Below are 15,715 nucleotides of genomic sequence, written 5' to 3'. Positions count from 1 at the left end.
GTCAGGCCGCCTTTCCGGTTGCCGAAAGTTCTGGGGGTGGTTCGCCGGTCGCTCTGGCTTCAAGGGCCAGGAGGCTGGCGCGGAACTGCTGGCGTCGGGCAATGCCACGGAGGAGCTGCTCGGCGCGAGTTGTGCGGGTCGGGTCGCTGCTGGAGACGGGGCGCCAGATGTAGCGGTGGCGGTCGTTGGCGGCCGGTTCGTCGAGGCCGAGAAGTTCGAGGGCCCAGGCGCGGCGGTCCTGCTTGTGTTCGCGGAGGGTCTTGTTGGACCACTTGCGGGAGACCAGGACGCGGCGGCCCGCGTAGCCGAGGTGTTCGGGTCGGTGTGCCTTGCCGCGGCAGTGGCCGGGAGTCATCCCCCGCTTGGCGTCCTTGGGCTGAACGCCGTAGCGGAGCCAGTTGGGGCAGGTGGGCGAGCACGGTTCGTAGCGCAGGGCGTCGACCATGCGGGTGACGTGATCGCGGCGGGCCTGGTCGCCTTCGTCGTCAGGGTCGAGCGGGTCGCCGAGTGACTTGGTGAGGTACTTGGTCAGGTAGCCGAGGGCCTTGTTTGCGGCGGGGCTTCCGGCGAGGACGCCTTGCACGTCGGCCTGCTCTCCGAAGCGCACGACATGCTGCGGCTCCTCCAGGTCGTCGAGCGCCTGATCCCAGGCGGGCAAGATCTCCCCCGTCGCCGGGTCGAGGTAGCCGTCCTCGTCGCTCCAGACGGGGAGGTCCTCGCGGTCGTACTTCACTTCGTCGGCTGGAGGCCACCAGACCTGGTGATAGGTGGCCGCGGCGATCTGCTTCATCTCGGCGCGCGGCAGGGTGCCGCGGATGGCCATGTGGAGATGTGGGGCGAGGCGCTTTTGTGGTTCGACGCTGGCGAAGTACTGGACGTTGTAGCCGGCCACGCGGCGGAGGTTCTGGACGAAGCGGTCGACGAGTTTGGAGAAGTGCAGGGCGTCGCGGGCAGCTCGTCGGTAGTCGTAGCTGCTGGGGTCGGCAGGTACGCCATCGCGAATCTTGCCGTAGGACGGAAGAGTCAGCGTGACGAACATCGACGGCCGGTAGACCTGGCCCTGTGGGCTGGTGAAGGTGCGGCCGAGGGTAGTTGGCCTGCGTGTTCGCTTGGGTAAGTCGGGGGCGTCCTGGCGGCGTCTGGTTGATCGGGTGCGCTTGGCGACCTGGCGACGGCCGAGGACGTTGCCGCGCATGCCTGCCTCGTTGATCTCCGTATCGATGGCGACGATCGCGGCTTCCCAGTCTTCGGTCTCCTCCTCCGCCGCATGGTCGCGCTTGGCTTGGACGTCGGCGCGGAACTCGACAAGCCAGCGTTGCTCATCGGTGGCCGCGGCAGGGTCGGGGGTCGGTTCGTGGTCGAGGTGCCAGCCCTCCCGGCATTGGGCCTTGCGGAGCAACTGGTTGCGCTTGGCGCACGGCGGGCACTTGGCTTCCTGGGTGGTGCCGCACGGGAGGTCGAAGGGCTCGATCTTGCCGGTGACGACGTCCTGGCGGCGGACTTCGATGGGGCGGATGCACACGCCGTTGGACTTGGCGATCTCGATGGCGACGTCCAGGACGAGGGGCATGGTGTCGCGGACGAGGCGGGGGAGGGTGCGGTCGGCTCCGTTGGTCACATGGCCTCCTCGAAGAGGGCCGCCATGTCGCGGATGTCCTCGTCGGAGACGTAGGCGGCGCGGGCCCTGATCGGGTCGGGCGACGACTCCAGTCGTATGTACGCCACGCCCGCTCCCTGGTGCGGGACAGGAGAGATGTGATCGGCCAGCGCTCCCCTGTCGCGGGCGCCGTCGCCGAGGACCATGTCGACCTGCTCGGACTCGTCGAGCCGCAGTGCGATCTTGTCGGGGAACAGGTTGCGGATGGTGATGACGTCCTTGCGCGGGTCCTGGAGAGCGGCCAGGACGCCCACGCCGACCGCGCGCCCCTGCGTGGTGAGGGTGGCCAGCGCGGCGGAGATGCGCTGCCGTAGCGCTCGATCGGACTGGTAGGCGGTCAGGAACGCGATCTCGTCGACCACGACCAGGACGAAGGGGTCTTGCACGCTCGGGACATGGTCGCGCTGCACTCCGGCGAAGCGGCCGGCCCGCTCCTGCATGACCATGACCGCCTCGTCGAGCAGGTCGGCGCAGTCGGCCGGGTCGGCGGCGTAGCGGTTGCCGAAGATGGCGCGGCCGAATGACAGCTCCATGAGCTTGGGATCCAAGGCCCAGATCTCAGCCAGCCCTGTCCAGATGGCCGGGATGAGGCCGCGGATCGCTGACCAGAGGATCGAGCCCTTTCCTGCTCCCGTGGCGCCGGCGACCAGGACGTGTGTGCCGTGCAGTTTGAGAAGCCACGGCTTGCCGTCCTCGGTCTGTCCGATCTCGACCGGTCCGACCGTGGCTGCCTCAGGCAGCGGTACGGCGGGCAGGGGTTCGGCTAGCGGATCGCGACGCGGGAAGGTCAGCAGGAGTCGGCCCGCTCGTTCGACGCTGACCCGGCATGAAGGGGCGCCGAAGCCGTGCGCCAGGTGCTCGATGCGGTCGGCCCAGTCCTTCGCCGCCTGCCCGTCGAGCATCTTCACCGTGACCACGTCGGCCCACGACGTGCAGGTGACGCGGAGCAGGCGGGGCAGGTAGTCGCGACCCTTGATGTGACGGCCGAGGCCGGAGACGACCATGACGGGTTGCCAGTGGCGCCGGTAGATCCAGACGAGCCGCCACCAGGCGAGAAGGCGGTAACCGATCCAGGGAAGGACGACCTTGGGATAGGTGATGGCCCATGGGCCGACCAGGGCGATCGGGACCGCGACGACGACCAGCGCCAGGCGCCAGCCGTACAGACTGAAGATCGTGCTGGGGGTGACGGCCACGGCCGAGGCGATGGGATGCCGCCAGAAGGACCGGACGAGGCCGATGACCAGGCGAGCCGCGAAGATCACGATGGTGACGATCGCTGGAGTCTGGACGATGGCGGGGCGGAAGACGACTGCGGTGTCGGGGGTGGTGGAGACCAGGCCGGAGACCGGATCGCCGGGCAGTTTCTTCAACATTAGGCTGGGGCCTTCCTTGATGTGAGAACCCAGGGGAGAACCAGGGCCGCCGGAAGTTGGCGCTTCTGGCGGCCCACTTGCAGATCACGCCTGCTTGGCGTGGAAGCGCTCGCACGCGGCGAGGTAGGCGGCCGCGCTCCTGGCCAGATCTCTGGCGAACGAGAGGTCGGTATCCGTCACCTCGTCCGGGATGGCCGGACAGAACGACACGTTGAACGGGCCCATATAGAGGGCCAAGATCGGAGATCGGTTGCTGTAGGTGTGGCAGGTCGCCCATGCCCTCTCGCCGCTCTTGAAGGAGTGGCTGCTGACCGTGCGGCTCATTTCGGTGTCTCCGTGGGGGTAGGCAGGGAGCGGAACATCCGCTCCACCGCGACGGCGAAGGCCGCGGCTTCCTTGGCCAGCTCGCGGGCGAACGCGACGTCGGCGGGGGTGATCTGGTTGCTGTGGGACGTGGTGACCAGGACCGAGATGGCGTCGAAGTCGAGAGCGAGGACCGGGGTCCTGCGCGGGTACGGGTGGGACTTGGCGCTGGACGGGCCGCTCGACTTGAGGGTGATCACCGAGACCGGGCGAGGGCGCTTCATGCCTGGTCCTTGGGCTTGGCGTGCGTGCGAGGAGCCCGCATCCCGGTCGCGCGGATCGAGTAGGCGAGGCGGCCGGTGTTCTGGGCGACGTACGGCGTGACGGTCATGCCGTCGAACTCGACGGGGATGATCGGGAGTCCGGGTGCCGCGGGCGGGGCAACGGGCTGGGTCGGGGCCAGGATCTTCACGGCTATGGTCTTCTGGGAGATCTTTGCGGCGGGGTCGGCGTCCATGACGGCGACCTGCCAGACCAGCTCTCCCGTGGCCTTGTCCTTGGCGAAGACGGTGCGGCCGTTGGCCGAGGCGTCGAAGTCCTTGACCTGCTCGACTTCGCCGACGAGATAGCAGCCGTGGGGGAAGACCTGGTCGAAGCCGATGGGGATGGGGCCTTGGATGGCCATCGTTCTCTACCTCCTGTGTACCCCCCTAGACAGTGCGGCGGGTCCGCTTCCGAGGTTCGGTGTCTAGGGGGCTATGCAATGAAGGTAAATCGACGGTCGGGAACTGTCTAGGGGGGTGGACGAATTTGCTTAGGAGAACGTCCAGTGGATAGCGGTCGCGTCATCGAACGTCTTGCCGCGAGGCCACCGGGCACCGTCCAGGTCGCTGGCCTCCGCTTCACGGACGCGCCGGATCAGCTCGTCCGGTCCTGACTCGTCGAGGAGATCGAGGGCCTGTCTCCAGGTGATCAGCTCGAAGCGGTCGACCAGCCGGGAGGCGCCGTCGCTGAGCAGCGCGGCGGCTCTCACACTCTCGGCGGGCACGGTCCCGGTCAACGCCTGGTCGGCGGCCAACGGATCAACCGCCGCGACCCAGAACCCTCCGTCCCGGTTGCGATGATCGCGCAGGGTCTCCACGTAAGCTCGGTGCGCCGCGACGTGCTCGACAGTGTCAGCCGCCAGGGCGTCCATGGCCTTCCGATAGCGTTCGCCGACCTGGGCCTCGCGGTCGTCGCAGATCACCATGGGTTCGGCGGCGCCGATGACGTCCAAGACAAGGACCGAGTCAGCCAGGACGAGCCAGTCGATTGCATTTGCCGTACGGCGCAGCATGACCACGGTCCCGGACGGCGAGCCAGGATGGCTGAGATCGCATACGAAGTCGTGCATCGAGGCGACGGCCTTGATTCCGTCGGCCAGGACCTCCGTCAGCGAGCCCTCACTCTGGTTCATCCCGGCGAGCAGTGTCGAGCCGAGCGCCTGCACATACCAGGGGACACCATGCGTGCATCCCGAGTCCGAGCCGGTCGGCGTGCCCACGCCGTCGAGGAGGACGGCAGCGCCGGGCGTGGCACCGGCGAAATCCTCGTTGGGGCGGCCGGGGGCCGCTTGGGTGGCGAGGGCGACGCGCACGGTTAACTCTCCTCGTCGTGGCGGTAGAGCGGACTTGCCAGTTCCGCCCTGACGGGTTCCCCGGTCGCCGGGTCGTACTCCACCTCGACCACGGTGGAGAACCGCTCCTCGCCGACCTGTCCCCACAGCGTGGCGATCTCGGACGTGATGAGGTCGACCACGCCGAGGGTGCCCTGAGGATGGATGCCGGTGAACACCAGGAGGTTCCCCCTGCCGTCCGGACGGGACATCCGACCGAGGTACGCATAGTCGATCGGGCGCACAGGGTCGGAATCCTCTCCCGACCGGTAGGTCTCGCCGGTACGCCGGTCCCGAAGCGTCCAGGCACCTTCCTTGACCCACTCCAGCACCGGGTCCGACTCGTACAGCGCCCCCATGACGGGGGAGAGCCTCGGCCCGCAGATCACGATGAGGTTCGGCCGGTTCAGGTCGAAGTCGCCATCGAGGGGGACATGTTCGAGGTTGATGGACAGATCGAAGCCGCGCGCCAGGTCCTCCAGACGCTTGGCGGCGGTGACGTCCTCCATGGCGACGACGGGACGAGCGTTGTTGGCCTCCCGCTTGAGAGGCGTTGCCAGCGTGATCGTGCCAGTACCGAGGAAGACACCCTCCGGTGCCGGCCCCGTGTGCTTGATCTGGTGGATACGCCCGCGGGACAGGCCAGCCCGCTGCGCGATTTGGGCATAGGAGATGCCCTGCGCGTGAAGCTCCTGGATCACTCGGCGGCGAAGCCGTGCCAGCTCGGTCACTTCCTGTTGGGCCGCGCTCAGTCGCTCGGTGGCCTGGCGGATCAGCAAGTAGGGATCGTCGATCGCGGCGATCCGCTCAAGGTCACTCGGTGGCACGGTGGTTCCCTTTCCATGGTGCTCCACCGAGTCTAGGCCCCTAGACGAATCACCGTCTATCCCCCTTGACAGCACAGGCTTTAGGGTTTCGCCGGTTATTCGACTTACTGCCCGAATCGCTGACCGCCGTCTGGGGACGCCGCGCGTCAACGGGCTCGACCAGTCAGGAGCGCTATCCACAGCCTGTGGGTTTCCGCCCAGACGGCCCGCACGGACTCGGCGGCGCGTTCTCCTTGAGCGGTTCTGCGGAGATAGTACAGACCGCCCGAGCCGCACAGTTCGTACACGGGTCGCCGACAGTCGCAGGTCCACTCGACCACGCGAACCCGCCCGTCTCGCCGCGGAGGTTGCCAGTCGATCTCTTGGTACTGAGGCCACAGGGGTGCCGGGTGCGGAGAGAAGCACATCAGGACCGCGCCATGGCCAAGGGTGTCGCTTCCAGGACGGCCCACACGGTTCGTCCGTTCTCGTCGCCAGCCACGCCCCACTTCACGGACAGTCCCGAGACCAGCGCCAGGCCCCGCCCGCCCATCTCTGTCGGAGACAGGGGGAGGAGCCGAGGGGAGCGCGGGCCGCCCTCATCCTGCACGGCCAGACCCAAGGTCGAGCCGATGACTTCGAGGGAGACGATGAAGCGGCCACCAGGGCGACCGCTGTTGGTGTGCCGTACGGCGTTGGTCGCCAGCTCGCTCACGATGAGGACGGCGTCGTCGAGATCGGGCCAGGTCGGGAGGAAGGCGGTGACGAAGCGGCGAGCTTCGAGCACCGAGATGGCCGAGCCGAGGAACACTCGGGTCACGCGCCAGGAGGACATGGACGACTCCGATGTCTAGGGGGCTATACATCCATGCCGTCAGGGTATGAGTGCCCATGGCGAGACTCAAGTTATTCCACTTATAAATAAGCTACTTCGACTGAGAGTCGAGTTGCCGGAACTCTGTGGCGATGCGACCGAGCAGCGCTCGCAGTTCCTCCCCGTAGACGGCGACCCTCGCGAACGCGTCGAAAGTCTCCACGTGAACCCGTACGTCATCGACGTCGGTCAAGGTCTGCTCAGCGGTCAGGCTCTCCACCATGCTGGCCGAGCCATCGAAGATCGTGAACCCGTGGAGGGGGAAGCGCGGCACCTGCACCGACCAGGGCACCACACCGACCCGCACGTGCGGCAGCGTGGACGCCTGCCCCAGTCGATCAAGCTGCGCCTGCATCAGGGACGCCGGCCCTGGCCACGTCCTCACAGCCCCCTCGGTGAGGACGAACGAGAACTCCCGCCCCGGCTGGAAGAGGATGCTCTGCATCTCGACACGTACAGCCGCGGCCCGTGACACGGCCTCTTCATCGACGTCCCTTCCGATCGAGAGCGCCAACCGCGCATACTCGGCCGTCTGGAGCAGGGCCGGAATCATTGCCGATTGGAACGAGGCCACCTGATGCGCCGCTCGGACGCGCGCCGCGTTCGCCGACTCCCGACCCGCCAAGCCACCCTTCAGCCGCGAGACCTCGTCCCGCAGGCGCTTGAGGAGACCGTCCAACTCGACTCGCGCCTCACGGGAAAGCTCGAGAGCTTCAACGAGACGCTCGACAGTCTCAGGCAGCGGAAGCAGCTGGCCCGTCTCGATCTGCGAGATCGTCGGCTGAGTCACACCAGCCCGCGACGCCAGATCCTTCCCAGTGAGGCCGGCGTCCTTACGCAGTCGTCGGAGCAACTCACCCAGCGCCCGCAGGCGGTCCCGACGATCGTCCACATCCAGCGTTCTACCACCCGCACAACGATCGATTCAGACGCTGATCCAGATCACTGCCGAATTGTTCTCATAGGTATCAAGGGCGGCGCTACGCACCGCCAGGCGCGGCCCTGCGCTCGGGCCGCACGCTGCGCGTGCGGCCTCGGGGCCGTTCTCGCGCGCGCCCGTGCTCGGACCGCGCCAACGGATATGAAGTCGACCAGAACCCAAAGGCACTCACGGCCAGGTCGAGCGTTCCGCCGCCGGCCTCAACCGCTACGCGGCCCTTCGGGTGCTGCGCATTGACGCCGACCGCTACACGCTCTCGTCTCTCAGCCCGGTACTGCATTCAACCGAATGCCTCCGGCGGGGGCCCTCGGGATCAAGGATGATCGCGACAAGCACCAGGCGATCAGTGGCTGAGGTGGAAGCCTGACCGTCCCGTCACCATCGCCCCAGGACAAGCCCAGCAGACCAGGGGCCAGTGGCGAAGGTCGTTCTTCCAGTGGGGAGCTCCACCTTCACCACTGGCCCCCGGCCCGCTTCCCTGACGGGTGGGACGACGGTGACGGGACGATCAGGGCAGGGAGTGTTTGGGGATCACCAGCAAACCCTCTTTCGCACATACATACGGCCCCTAATCTGTCGCCAGACATAGCAGGCAGAACAACCTTGACCGGGGGATCAGTGGGGGTCTTGTACGACTACTACAGGGCGGCTGACAGGCAGGCCGCCATGGCCGAGCCGGACAGGGCCCGCGCCGTGTCCACGAGTCCCGCTTTCGACGCTGTGGACGCCAAGGGGATTGATCCGGGGGTCATCCTTGGGCAGCTCGTCGCCCTCATCAGGGACGTGCCCTACGACTTGGATCTCATCCGGACGATCACCCTCTACCCACCGCCCGAGGGCGGCCCTAACTCTCTGGAGGAGTGGGAAGCGCTGCCGGAGGACTCGCCGTACAAGGAGGGGCCCTGTATCGAGGAACTCCCCGCCGACATACGCGACTCGCTGGCCAGCGTGCCTGACGCCCGGTTGGCCGATCTTGCCGAACGGTGGGGGCAGATCGAAGAGTTCTTCGGCCGCCCCGACGAGGGCTACCTGACGACACTGATAGTAGAGCTGAGAGATCTCGCTCAACGGGCGCAAGCAGAAGACCAGATGATCTATTGCTGGACGTGCGTATAGAACGCGGGCGAGGAACTTGTCGGGCTTGCCTGGAAGGATCATCGAGATTGTCCGGCTACGGGAGGCTCGCGTCTATGAGCAAGGCTATGGCGGCGACCTACGAATGGCTCTATCAGGAGTTCACAGATGGCGTGGGAGAGACCTGGCTCTGCGTCAGCTTCGTACAGGACATGTCCCCCGAAGAAGCCTTGCGACGGATCGGCGTCATCCCCGGCAGTCCCTTGGTCGGGGACGGGTTCGGTGTCGCAGCGTGTCGAACTCGTGGAGGAACAGTCCTGATCGAAGACGGCTGGGCAGGCATCGTCTACGACAAATCCGACCTCCTGTCCGAGGGTTCATCCGCTGCAGCCGTACAAGTAACGATCAATAGAGCCGACTTCGCCTTCTACGAGGGCGGCCGCCTGATCACCACCTTCGGCCTGTACGGCTACCGCTATCGCGAGGGCACCGATCCAGACCGACTCGCGGCCGACGTCGTGGAGTTAGGGATGGTCATCGACGGCGACGAGCCAGGTTTCGATGAGCCCACCTCAGCCGCCCTGGCCCTCGCGGAACGAGCTACAGGCGTTCACTTGCCACGTGCCGGTTACGGACGAACTGCCCTGGTCGGCTCAACAGAACATCTCTACCCCTACGTGTAACCGCGCCGCTCCATGAAGATCCGGAAATATGCGCGGAATGGCTGATCGGCTAACCGATCACCAGCGTGGCGGGCCGCAGGTCACGAAGCATCTCGCCACCAACGGCTAGATCCACTTTTAACCCGCATCCTCCTCGTCATCGGGCGGAAGAAGGCCGCATGCATGCTCGATGTCTCCGCTTGCGATCATGTCTTGTATGGCAGCGACCATCGAGGCGAAGCCAGGCTGGCGGATGATGATCAGATCCGAGCAGGAGAAGTACCGACCGTTGAGGTGCTCGCCTGTCTCCTGCCAGCGATCCATGATCCCGCTGACGACGCCAAGTGTCATGAACGTCGCGTACCGACGGGTGCCATCTGGCAATGTGATGGTCGCGTCGGCCTGATCAGCGGTCTCGGGGGCGTACCCCTCCCATGCAGGGATCATCATCTCGAAGCCCGGGTCGCTGACGCGATAGAAAGGCCCGTCAATCTCGATCATGCAGCCCACTCTGTCAGGGCCGCCGCAGGCTGCAACAGCCCTCAAGTTCCCCTGTGATCGCTGGAATCAGCGAGCCGCCAGGCTTGCAGTTCGGATTGCAATACGAGACGGTTCAAAACCGTTCAGATGGACCGCCCACACCCTCTGACCTGCATTGAACGATCCGGAACGGGCCGAACTGGATCTTTTAATCCGGTGGCTGCTGGTTCGGATGCCCGAAAGCGTTCTACGCGTAGGCCGGGTCGCGTAGTGCGAGTGCTTCGGCTTCGGTCAATCCTTTGCGCGCTGCCGCCCTGCGCCGTGCCCTGACCTGTGAGCTCGTGCGCGGACGGTATTTCGGCTCCCTGGCGCAGCCGCAGGTCTCGAATCCGTCGTAGCGAAGTCCTGCTCCGAGAACAGCCGCGACTGCCGACCAATGGCGGTCTTGGGTCTTGCGCGGTGCGGCGAAGTCATGGCCGGCGAAGAGCATCGGCCTCTGGCAGCGCGTGCAGAGGTGCTCTGCGCCGTCCCAGGAGAGTTTGTGGCTCTGACGGCAAGGAACGCACACGTAGTGAACCTTGTAGGTGACCATCGCGTATGTGCACACAGGGACAGAGTACTCATCACTGAGGTGAAGATCGTTTCAGGACTGCGGGTTTGGGGTCGGTCCCCTCGTAAGTACGTGGGTGGGCTCCCTGGTTGGGGGAAAGGCGTCGATCCGGTTTCGGGGAGCCACCTGGGGAGCCACCCGAACAGACAATCATGAGTTGAGCCGGACGGGTCTGAACGGTCGGAGTTTCAGCGAGCAGCTGGCTCCAGGCGGAAACTAGCTTTGCCTTAAGTGGCCGTTCCGTGAATTTGGGATGCCCGTTCGCCGTCACTCAGCGGCATATTGACCTAGAACTGTGAGCTACATGTCATGAGGAGTTACGCGGTTGCCTGGGACGCGGACTACAACGGCCCACCGATCTCGCTGAGAGGGTTCTGGGGCCTGGATGCGGTCAGCCCACATACTGTCACGGATGTTGGGAATCCAGTCCGGCTTTGGCCTCAAGTCGAGTATGGCAAGCACCCCAAGCGTGACTCCGCCAGCTTGATAGGCAACCGTCTGTCCAAGGTAGCGACGCAGGCCCTCACGGGTGGTCTTCCCCTTCGTCCGCTTGCATTCGATAACTATCTCAAAACCAGGAAATCTAACAACAATATCAGCTCGACCTCCACTGCGATCCCAGACCTCAATGTCAACATCCTCCAAATTGCCGTCTAGATAATCCTGGAGATCTTCTTGTAGCTCGCTCTCCAGCGGCAGCTTACCTCCAGGCGCTGGCGCGAATAGATATGCGAAACGCGGAGCATGATGAGCGCGACCACGATTTGTGCGATTGGCTAGGAATCTAATGAGCTGAGTCGTCAAACGAACAAACCCTTGCCGCACAACTCCTTGAAAATCTGGACACTCCTCCAGAGCGGAGATAATCTCGTTATAGATAGCCTGTTGCGCCACAGGAAGGTCGGCCGCAATTTCCACCTCGCGATCCGCCAGCTGACGCTCCATTTCGCCTAGCATTGCCTCTGAAAAAGGAGCTAGGAGCGGGTCACCTATCGCGGCGGCCAAACGGGGAAACCGGGCCGCCACGTGGGCTTTTCCCGAGTCATCCACCCCCGGGGGCGGAACACCTAGATGGAGGTGGGCTTCTACAGCAGCCCGTAATTCCTCTGCAGCATCGGCGTTCCAGTTAGGCGAAGGCTCGGCCAACATGGCGCGAAGGTGCAGCAGCAGCCCATCCCGACGAACGAAAGCGCCTTCGATTCGTGGAGCGATGAGAAATTGGAGTCCGGGGGCACTTTCCCTCTCGGGTCCAATCCGCACGGCCCGGTGCGCGGTGTAGACCGCGAGTATGTGTTGAACTGTTCGCGTCGGCCAAACGGTGAGAGGCTGATCTAGGAAAAAGCTAGCCTCTTCGAGATCGATGCTCAAGTCGTACCAGGCGGCCTCCATGTCGTATCGTCCGTCAGCCCATCGATTGCGAGCCCGCGTAAGCCACATGGTGTGCTCAGTGATGTGGCGGCGCAGCTTCTTGCTTGCGTTGCTAAGCACGTCGGTACGACCAGCTTCAAATGCCAGTACCGCTTCGATTGCAGCAAGGTATGCGCTAGCGTCTGGGCGGTCTTCATCGCCCTCGATCGCGGCGCGCAGATGACCATGCGCACAAGCAAAGGATCTCATCAGTTCAGGCCGTTCGGAAGCATTGAAGGCGTCCGATATGTGGCACATTGCCAGCTCATAAGAAGCATCACCGTGTACGGCAGTACCCAGAAAGCCACGCAGCGCTTCGAGTAGATCTGTGTCACGCCAATGCTCGTACGCAATACCAAGAAGCCGGACGACACGACGGCTATATGCCGCTGGAGCACTTACGGCATCGCGATCCACAAGGCGAGCCAAGACTCCGTAGCGCGATCCGACACCTGCCAACGTTAACCGCATGGCTGCTTCCAGAAACATGCCCGCCAGTTCTGCGACGAGAGGGCTGTCGTGCTGCCGACTGCGGTCTAGCGCCAGAGAAGCGAGGCTGCTATCTGCACGTTGCAGGTATCCGAAGTGATCACAAACTTGGTCGAGAACATCATCGACCGCTGCCGCGCTATTGGTGCGACGGAGAGCTTCCGTGATGAGCTTGGCCGCCTTCTCAGGGTGGCGGAGCGTGTCCCATTCTGCGAGAAGCGTCTCTGCGACACGGAACCAAACGGGTGAACCTTCCAGGACTTCCATGTGGTCCCAGACAACGTCTTCCCCGCCAAGAATTTGAAGCGTAGGCAGGTCGCCTGGCTGAGCGAAGCGCATCTCAAGCGGGGTCACTGTACGCCTTTCCACGAGGCGAGTCGACAGGAAATGATCAATTGGGGTTCCGCATCACCACACTGCTTCCCCCGGAGCCGACACCCTAAGTCGATCAGAGCTAACCACGTTGGCCGCTACTTCTCGGTTTGCAGTGGCAGTGATCATCTGCAGTCCGTCAGTCTCCTGGCAGATGGTCTGGAGTTGGCTTAGGACCTCAGCCAGATCGGAGGCTTTGGTCTCCTGCGCCCCAGCCGAGTCCAACAGCAAGAGACCCGGATGGCGACCGACACCAAACTCGTGCCCGACGCGCAGTAGCGCAAGCAGCGTAGCTATACGGAGGCGAAGTTGTTCACCGGGAGTTACTTTCGTGAAGACAGTCCTACTGTTGCCCTTTGTCACGTTGAGCGTGCCGTTGCCCAGCAGCTTGATCTCTTGAAGTTCGCTCATGCCCAAACGGACGGCGAGCCGGCAGATCTCCGAACTAACCCGCTCCAGGAGCTGCTGAGAGGCCGCTTTCGCCCGTACGTCTGCTTCCTTCCTTGCAGCCTCAAGGATGGTCTCCTCGACCGTGGACATCTTTGGCTGAGCTCGCGAGAGGGCATCATGGCGCTCGGCTAGAGCGCCTTCCAACCTCGCGACGGCCAGGTGTGCCCGCAAGGAAGCCTCTTGCGGTAGCCCGGCCTGCGCATCGCGGAAGGCCGTCCGGATCGCCTCAAGCGTGGCCGAGGACGCTTGAACGGCAGCAGCTGTCTGCTGGGCCGCTTGACGTGCTTCTCTATAGGCGCCTTGAAGGATGTCGATTGCCGCGGCGAGTTCCTCGGCTGCGCCGTTGTCCCCCAACGGGGCGGTGGGCTCGGAGCCACATAGCCCGCAATGCAGCTCGCCAAGATCAGCATGAGCGAGTTTGTCGAGCGTTGTTGAACATCGAGGACAGCAAGTCGGCTTCAGCGCGCCGAAGAAGCGTTGAGCGACAGCCGTCTCACGCAGGTCTCTAAGGCGGCTCCGATCAGCGGTCAGCGTCTCCCGCAGGTCATCCGCTTGTTGCTGGGCGATACTGGACTGCTGCACGAGCTCCGCATGTCGAGCGGTCATCTCGGTCAACTTGGCACCAAGGGTCTCCACGTCACCGACAGCCGTTTCCAGACTGCGGACGTCCATTTGAGCAGCCACGCGCTTCGCTTCTGCGAGCCGCTTCTCCAGTTCCTCCACCCCGATGCCACGAGCATCAAGATCTTGCTGAGCTCTGCGGCGCTCTCCTCGGAGGCCCTGGCGTAGGACTTCTAGGGCCGCGCTTGCGTCCCGACGCGTAGTGGTCCATGGAAGGCCAACGAACATTTGGAGCAGGCTGATCATGGTTCCGCCAGCCGCAGTCTCTCCGAGTAGAGCATCATTTTCACGGTTGCGGCACATCAGCGCGTGGCTATAGGCAGGCCAGCCCGTTACGGTGAGCTGCCCGTCTGCCTCCTCGGGTTCCGCTGGGCTACCCGCAGTGTCCCTGCGCCATCCGCGCAGAGGCTCCAGGCCAAGGCGATCCATCATGAAGGCGCCCATGGTGGCACTGAATTCCTGCTCACCTGTGAAATTCGTGGCCTGGCCCTGTGCTCCGATTTCAAGGCTTCCGATCAGCTGATCATCTACGGCATCGACAGCCACCGTGAAGGGCTCGTCGTCGACTTGGCCCGTCAGACGAACTCGATGGATCCAACGACGCACGTCCGCCTGCAAGTTGCTCTCGCCTCGCAGGCACCACCAGATCACCTCGAGTACGCTGCTCTTGCCCCGCAGGTTGTCGGCAGCCAGGCACCACAGCCCCGAGGCCAGGTGCCACTCGAAGTTGATCGAGCCAGTTGAAGTGCCGCTCTTCTTCCCGGTGAATGCGATGCTCGTGATGAGCAGCCGATGCGGTTTGGGCAGAATGCCGCTCTCGCGTACACCATGTCTCGCCAGAACATCAGCGGCCTGATCAGCATTGACTCCGGCTCGCTTGGCCACGGCCTGTGTGAAGTCGCTCATCTGACTAGCCCCGCTCTCTGGTCCTTCAATCGTTCCAAGCGGCCTCGTACACGCTCCGTAATGCTGTCGATGCTGGTACGCCACGCTGTGCGCTCATACTCAGCCTGTTTGTACTGGATCTCCTTGAGCTGATTACCGCTGCGGTCTCCCGCGACCATCACAACCGTGGTCACTCGCTCGTCGTACCACCTCAAGTCAGGCGCTTCTGCGCGAAGCTCCGCAGCAAGATCACGGCCAGCTTCCAGCAGGTAGTAATCCCAGCGATCGATCTGCGATGGCGGGGCGCCTATCGGGACGACGGAGATGAGACCGTGAGCCACCAGCAGTGAAAGCGCATCGTCCAACGGTTCCCAGGCACCGAAGCGCCAGCGGATCATCGGATATCTACTGAGGTCCGGCTCGTCGCCCGCCATGAGCGTGGTCGCCCGGATGAGTGCGTCTTCAACGTCCTCAGCTGAGCCGTTCTCTATCTGAGCCAACAGCTCGTCCGCTAAGTAGTCGGGATTGCGGAGCCAGAAATCCAGGGCCTGCAGCCTCTTCTGTCCACGCAACACGCAGACGGCACCACTTGGGACGGAGTCCTGATTTGCGTCGACCGGTTCCCCGCATCGGTCCAGGATGAACAGCAGCCGCACAGCGTCCTGCACTCGACTCGCGCGTCGAGTGCCTTGCGACTCCCCCACACCGGGCCCCTGTCTGCTCGTTTCCAAACCCCAGAGAAGAGCGACGATCGACACTGGCGTCGCAATTTCACGAAACCACAGGAGGGGACGGAAGGGAGCGGCTCAACACTCATCTGTAACCGACAAGTGATCTAGTGTGTCCGCCTGCACCTGTAAACATCAGGAGCCGAATCCTACGAAGGGCACTCCGGCTCCGGGATGGGGTGGACGACGTGCATGTGAATGCTGGAGTGGTCGGTGGTTGACGTGGAACCTGATCATCCCGCCCGCTATCGACCCGGACGGGCCAGTCGACGGCAGACGGGGTGATCAGGCGGCGGGGACTCGCTGGCATGGGTGGAGATCATCACG

15 protein-coding genes are annotated in these 15,715 nt (G+C 64.2%); 2 read left to right on the top strand and 13 right to left on the bottom strand.

Going from position 1 to position 15,715, the window contains the following annotated elements; genetic code table 11:
• Nucleotide 1: 1 nt before the first annotated feature.
• From FHR33_RS25895 to relB, 9 genes are all read right to left on the bottom strand, one after another.
• The gene (locus tag FHR33_RS25895; RefSeq protein ID WP_221242056.1) at nucleotides 2–1,570 is read right to left on the bottom strand and encodes a replication initiator; all 1,569 of its coding nucleotides are present in this window, start codon (nucleotides 1,568–1,570) and stop codon (nucleotides 2–4) included.
• Between the two features lie 44 nt (nucleotides 1,571–1,614).
• Complete coding sequence (locus tag FHR33_RS25890; RefSeq protein WP_183652729.1) at nucleotides 1,615–3,033, bottom strand: FtsK/SpoIIIE domain-containing protein; 1,419 nt, start codon at nucleotides 3,031–3,033, stop codon at nucleotides 1,615–1,617.
• 84 nt (nucleotides 3,034–3,117) lie between these two features.
• Nucleotides 3,118–3,357 (bottom strand): hypothetical protein, encoded by a 240-nt coding sequence (locus tag FHR33_RS25885; RefSeq protein ID WP_183652727.1) that lies wholly within the window; start codon nucleotides 3,355–3,357, stop codon nucleotides 3,118–3,120.
• On the bottom strand, nucleotides 3,354–3,620 hold the full coding sequence (locus FHR33_RS25880; protein ID WP_183652725.1) for a hypothetical protein: 267 nt from the start codon (nucleotides 3,618–3,620) through the stop codon (nucleotides 3,354–3,356). Before FHR33_RS25880 ends, FHR33_RS25885 begins: the two co-directional genes overlap by 4 nt.
• On the bottom strand, nucleotides 3,617–4,021 hold the full coding sequence (locus tag FHR33_RS25875) for a plasmid replication, integration and excision activator (protein WP_183652723.1): 405 nt from the start codon (nucleotides 4,019–4,021) through the stop codon (nucleotides 3,617–3,619). The genes FHR33_RS25880 and FHR33_RS25875 overlap by 4 nt, the downstream gene beginning before the upstream one ends.
• 129 nt (nucleotides 4,022–4,150) lie before the next feature.
• Nucleotides 4,151–4,972 carry a protein phosphatase 2C domain-containing protein gene (locus FHR33_RS25870; protein WP_183652720.1) on the bottom strand — a complete coding sequence of 274 codons (822 nt, stop codon included), beginning with the start codon at nucleotides 4,970–4,972 and terminating at the stop codon, nucleotides 4,151–4,153.
• 2 nt (nucleotides 4,973–4,974) lie between these two features.
• Nucleotides 4,975–5,769, bottom strand: coding sequence for a sigma factor-like helix-turn-helix DNA-binding protein (locus FHR33_RS25865; protein ID WP_221241247.1), 795 nt, complete (start codon nucleotides 5,767–5,769; stop codon nucleotides 4,975–4,977).
• A gap of 454 nt (nucleotides 5,770–6,223) precedes the next feature.
• Nucleotides 6,224–6,631, bottom strand: a complete 408-nt coding sequence (locus tag FHR33_RS25860; protein ID WP_183652717.1) for an ATP-binding protein — start codon at nucleotides 6,629–6,631, stop codon at nucleotides 6,224–6,226.
• A 91-nt stretch (nucleotides 6,632–6,722) separates the two neighbouring features.
• Nucleotides 6,723–7,562 (bottom strand): type II toxin-antitoxin system RelB family anti-toxin, encoded by an 840-nt coding sequence (relB, locus tag FHR33_RS25855; RefSeq protein WP_183652714.1) that lies wholly within the window; start codon nucleotides 7,560–7,562, stop codon nucleotides 6,723–6,725.
• 675 nt (nucleotides 7,563–8,237) lie between these two features.
• On the opposite strand from relB, the gene FHR33_RS25850 reads away from it, so the two are divergent.
• Both FHR33_RS25850 and FHR33_RS25845 read left to right on the top strand, forming a co-directional pair.
• Nucleotides 8,238–8,726, top strand: a complete 489-nt coding sequence (locus tag FHR33_RS25850; RefSeq protein ID WP_183652712.1) for a hypothetical protein — start codon at nucleotides 8,238–8,240, stop codon at nucleotides 8,724–8,726.
• 74 nt (nucleotides 8,727–8,800) lie between these two features.
• On the top strand, nucleotides 8,801–9,367 hold the full coding sequence (locus FHR33_RS25845) for a DUF6461 domain-containing protein (RefSeq protein ID WP_183652709.1): 567 nt from the start codon (nucleotides 8,801–8,803) through the stop codon (nucleotides 9,365–9,367).
• 117 nt (nucleotides 9,368–9,484) lie between these two features.
• Here the strand turns inward: FHR33_RS25845 and FHR33_RS25840 are convergent, their stop codons facing one another.
• The 4 genes from FHR33_RS25840 to FHR33_RS25825 all read right to left on the bottom strand — a co-directional run bounded on the left by FHR33_RS25840 (nucleotide 9,485) and on the right by FHR33_RS25825 (nucleotide 15,316).
• Entirely contained in the window at nucleotides 9,485–9,847 is a 363-nt protein-coding gene (locus FHR33_RS25840) for a hypothetical protein (protein ID WP_183652706.1), read from the bottom strand.
• An 889-nt stretch (nucleotides 9,848–10,736) separates the two neighbouring features.
• Nucleotides 10,737–12,686, bottom strand: coding sequence for a hypothetical protein (locus FHR33_RS25835; protein ID WP_183652703.1), 1,950 nt, complete (start codon nucleotides 12,684–12,686; stop codon nucleotides 10,737–10,739).
• 54 nt (nucleotides 12,687–12,740) lie between these two features.
• Nucleotides 12,741–14,681 (bottom strand): coiled-coil domain-containing protein, encoded by a 1,941-nt coding sequence (locus tag FHR33_RS25830; protein ID WP_183652700.1) that lies wholly within the window; start codon nucleotides 14,679–14,681, stop codon nucleotides 12,741–12,743.
• The gene (locus FHR33_RS25825) at nucleotides 14,678–15,316 is read right to left on the bottom strand and encodes a hypothetical protein (RefSeq protein WP_221241246.1); all 639 of its coding nucleotides are present in this window, start codon (nucleotides 15,314–15,316) and stop codon (nucleotides 14,678–14,680) included. The genes FHR33_RS25830 and FHR33_RS25825 overlap by 4 nt, the downstream gene beginning before the upstream one ends.
• Nucleotides 15,317–15,715 lie beyond the last annotated feature (399 nt).

This window comes from Nonomuraea dietziae (genome assembly GCF_014195505.1).
GTDB lineage: Bacteria > Actinomycetota > Actinomycetes > Streptosporangiales > Streptosporangiaceae > Nonomuraea > Nonomuraea roseola.
The sequence above is the reverse complement of the archived record's forward strand: the minus strand, read 5'-3'. Positions and strand labels throughout refer to the sequence as shown.